The organism is Catenibacterium sp. co_0103 (assembly GCF_004168205.1).
In the GTDB taxonomy this organism is placed as follows: domain Bacteria; phylum Bacillota_I; class Bacilli_A; order Erysipelotrichales; family Coprobacillaceae; genus Catenibacterium; species Catenibacterium mitsuoka_A.
Map to the genome: position 1 here is coordinate 1 of NZ_RCYB01000134.1, position 3,933 is coordinate 3,933.

Sequence of the window (3,933 nt, forward strand, 5' to 3'; positions counted from 1 at the left end):
AGAAAAACATAGAAAAGTGTTGTGTATTATCACATGATGCATTACTTAATACTGATGGTGAGAAAGGCTTTAATACACTAAATGAAGAAATACAGGTAAAGAATGAGAAGATTAGCTACGAAGAAAAGGATCATAGACTACTCTGGTTAAACATAATAATCGGTAATATTAAAAATAATATTACTGGGATATATCATGGAATAACCAAAAGAGAGATGCCTTTATTCCTGAATGAACAGGAGTATAGATTTAACCATAGAAAGATGGGAAAGACTATCATGGATAAAATCAAGAAATACCTACAGAGATCATTTCCTATCAGTCATAGACAAATAGTCTATATCCTGAATATTTCTGCTCCACACTTCTCTTAAATCATTACCTGTAGATTATGGGTATTCAAAAAATGTTTTCATAAAATAATAATCCTTTTTCGTTAGGTTCCAACTCATCACCAAGAGGGAAAATTCTTGTCCAGGCGATAGATAACCTAAAAGTTTTAAAACCCATTTCTCCCATTAAAGCAATATCTTCCTTATAGTGATGGTAAAAATCAACGGCTTGATGACTTGGAAAATAATGATCATCGATTCGATCTATCCACTTTTCTCCAGTCCCAATCGCATAACGATCTGATCCATGAGGCATTAAATCTACATTGGCTAAACCACGACCATCTTCAAATATGCCACCTTCAACCTGATTGGCGGCAGTGGCACCTCCTCACAAGAATCCTTCTTTAAATCCCATATTAAGTTCCTCCTCTATTTATTTTGACACAAACAATCATAGATATCTCCATGTTGTTTGTCTTCCTGTCTATAGAATAGAGGATGAGATTGAAGAAAGCAAAAAAGTTTCCAATTTGGAAACTAGTCTTGTAATTCTAGTAATAGAATATCTATCATGTACTTAATGATATATTCACTGTATTTTTCATCGAGCAGGGGAACGATTATTTGTTTTTGACATAATGTAATACTTTCATTACATGTAATAAGCCATTGATCAACATGAGATTCTTTTATACGTTTAATGACACGCTTATTATAATGGAAAGAATGTCCATTTGTACTTAGTACAATTAAGATATCATTATCTAGAAAATGATAATCCTTGTTAAAATCAGCATCACATATAATTGTCTGAATGTCATATATCTGAAGTTCTCTTTGGATATTATAACAAACAGATCTGACATCACCGTGTGCATATAAATATACTTTATTTGCTTGCTTGATATCTTGTATAAGTTTTTGAATTAACTTCAAATTAATATGATTGATCATATATTGGATATTTTGAATGAAATCTTTAGTAAAATGCATCACATTTGTTTCAAAACTTTGATGTGGGTTTAAGAATTTTTTTCTTTTTGAGATTAAATCTAAATATTGAATACAAGCATTTTTAAATTCTTCATAGTTTTCATAATCTAATTTTCTTATGCATTTTGATACTTGACCTTTAGAAATTAAAGATTCTTTTGAAATGTCATCAATGCTTAGATTTGGAATTCTATGGATATTCTTTTTAATATAAAAGCATAATTCAAGCAAAGTTGTACTTGAAGAATGACTATTTAAATAATCGTTTACTTTATCTATAATCATTGTATCAACTCCATTCATACATTAGTTTATCATAAATGATCTTGAGTGACTATAAGCAGGGGATAGTGAAGTATTTTCAGTAAGTATGAAAAATGATTTTGGTGAATAAAAAACACTTTAAAGGTAACGGTTGCAGTATTATAATGATTACTAGGTTAATTAGGAGGATAATTGATATGGTAAATATTATGTTGTGTTGTGCTGCAGGTATGTCTACAAGCTTACTTGTTGAAAAAATGAAGAAAGAAGCAGAGAAACAAGGTATTGAAGCAAATATCTGGGCAGTCGGTGCGAATGAAGCAAAAGCAAACGGCGCCAAAGCAGATGTTGTATTACTTGGCCCACAGGTAAGATATCTTGAAGCAACTGTTAAGAAGGAAGTAGCACCAACTCCTGCACAGTTAATTGATATGCGTTCATATGGTCGTATGGATGGCGCTGCAGTATTAAAGCAGGCTATGGATCTAATTGAAGCAAATAAGTAATGAAATCCGCATTTGCGGATTTTTTGTTTTATAATGGTAATAGAGGTGAGCATGATGGAAACAATATCTATTACCAATAGAGGGTCTATACGTAAGTTTGTGGATGATGTATTTATTGATACAATAGAAAATATCTATGCTTTATGTGATTTGAAAATATCTTATTATGGTGTAAGTATCGCATATAAGAATACTGGTCAGTTGAAGAAATATAAGAGAGGAAAAATATTACATAACTATCTATCAAATAATGAACTAGAAAGAATCAATTTCTTTTCAGTACCAGATGATTTTGTGACAGTAGCATATGATTATCTCCTCTCTATTTCTATTAACTATAAAAATAACTTTATGACAGCGACATTTGATAAAAATATAATCAATCATGAATGTATTGAAGAAATTAAAACCCTATTAGATACCTTTATGGAAAAAGCCTATATGCAAGAAATATATACGATGGATAAAGAAGAAACGCCATTATTATATGCGATGGGAATTAAAAATGATTTTAAGACATTAAAAATACTTTCAAGTGAAGCAGTGAAGGAGGACTATGTATGAATCTTCTTGTATTAGGAAATGGCTTTGATTTACTACATGGGTTGCCAACAACCTATAAGGATTTTATCGATTTTACTACGTTATTTCGTATGTCGTTAGAAAAGAATGATATATCTCGTTTAGATTATGATTCACGTATGATAGATTTTATTCTTCATCTTTCTCCTGAATTATCCAACGAACTTGAATCTCTCATTAAAGATAATCTTTGGCTTATTCATCTAGAAAAAGAAACAATAGGGGAAGGCTGGAAGGATTTTGAAAAAGAGATGTCTGAAGTCATTCAAAAGCTTGATACAATCAGAGTTGAATGTGATATGCAGTTTAAATCAGGGCAGAAGGTCGCAAGAATCAATGAGTATTTAGGCACATCTCTTCTTGATTTCTGGGGAGATCGTTGTTCTTTTTCTTCTATGGAACCTATTAAAGAATTAAGAGATATCCTCACTCATGATCTCTTACGTTTGACTCGATGTCTAGAAATATATCTAGATGCATTTGTGAACCACCTAGATACTCCAAAATATGTAGAAAAACTACAAGTATTGAATATAGATAAAGTATTAAGCTTTAATTATACGAATACATATGAACGTCTCTATGGTAATTCAGAAGTAGAATATGATTATATTCATGGTAAAGCAAGTATTGAACATGATGTAGAAACATGTGATCTAGTTTTAGGAATAGATGAATACCTCACAGGAGAACGTAAAGATCAGGATAATGAATATATTGAATTCAAGAAATTCTACCAGCGTATATTTAAAAGGACAGGATGTCGTTATCTCACATGGCTTAAACAATCCCAGGAAGAACGCCTCAATATCTATATCTTTGGACATTCTCTAGATGTCACTGATAAAGATATATTGAGACAGCTTATTCTTGCTCGTCATGCACATACTACAATATTCTATATTCATAAATCAGATTTGAAAAATCAGATTAAGAATCTTGTAAAGGTCATAGGAGAGGATGAACTGATTGAACGTGCCTATGGCTCTCATATCACAATACATTTCAAGAAGGTATAGAAAAAAGACTCCGATTTTGGAGTCTTATTTAATATCGCTGAATAAATCAGTTGAATATACGTTGTTGTCAATTAATTCTTTAAAAGAAGCTTTTACAACAGGTGCATCTTCTTTATAAGTCACACCAAACCATGAATCCTGTACTTCTAATACCTTAACACTTAATTTGTTTTCTCTTAGAAGTTCACCAATATAGATAGGTAATAAATATTCATCCTTTAGTGGATCCTTGAT

Annotated in this window: 5 protein-coding genes and 2 pseudogenes; 4 read left to right on the forward strand and 3 right to left on the reverse strand. The window is 31.1% G+C overall.

What is annotated here, in order from left to right; translation table 11 throughout:
- Window positions 1–374 (forward strand): transposase (locus tag EAI80_RS12230; protein ID WP_161220356.1); only part of this gene is annotated, 374 nt, incomplete at its 5' end.
- A gap of 25 nt (window positions 375–399) precedes the next feature.
- On the opposite strand, the pseudogene EAI80_RS12235 reads toward EAI80_RS12230, so the two are convergent.
- Window positions 400–711 (reverse strand): annotated as a pseudogene (locus EAI80_RS12235) (family 1 glycosylhydrolase); the annotation flags it as partial.
- Window positions 712–872: 161 nt separating this feature from the next.
- On the reverse strand, window positions 873–1,613 hold the full coding sequence (locus EAI80_RS12240) for a MurR/RpiR family transcriptional regulator (protein ID WP_161220357.1): 741 nt from the start codon (window positions 1,611–1,613) through the stop codon (window positions 873–875).
- Between the two features lie 176 nt (window positions 1,614–1,789).
- Here EAI80_RS12240 and EAI80_RS12245 point away from each other — a divergent pair, with 176 nt between their 5' ends.
- Genes EAI80_RS12245 through EAI80_RS12255 form a run of 3 tightly spaced genes read left to right on the forward strand, consistent with a single transcriptional unit; the run spans window position 1,790 to window position 3,699 of the window.
- Window positions 1,790–2,098, forward strand: coding sequence for a PTS sugar transporter subunit IIB (locus EAI80_RS12245; protein ID WP_022425378.1), 309 nt, complete (start codon window positions 1,790–1,792; stop codon window positions 2,096–2,098).
- A 51-nt stretch (window positions 2,099–2,149) separates the two neighbouring features.
- Window positions 2,150–2,662 (forward strand): hypothetical protein, encoded by a 513-nt coding sequence (locus EAI80_RS12250; RefSeq protein WP_129982261.1) that lies wholly within the window; start codon window positions 2,150–2,152, stop codon window positions 2,660–2,662.
- Window positions 2,659–3,699, forward strand: a complete 1,041-nt coding sequence (locus EAI80_RS12255; protein ID WP_129982262.1) for a bacteriophage abortive infection AbiH family protein — start codon at window positions 2,659–2,661, stop codon at window positions 3,697–3,699. Before EAI80_RS12250 ends, EAI80_RS12255 begins: the two co-directional genes overlap by 4 nt.
- A gap of 24 nt (window positions 3,700–3,723) precedes the next feature.
- Here EAI80_RS12255 and EAI80_RS13530 read toward each other — a convergent pair.
- Window positions 3,724–3,933, reverse strand: a pseudogene (locus EAI80_RS13530) (nucleotidyltransferase); the annotation flags it as partial.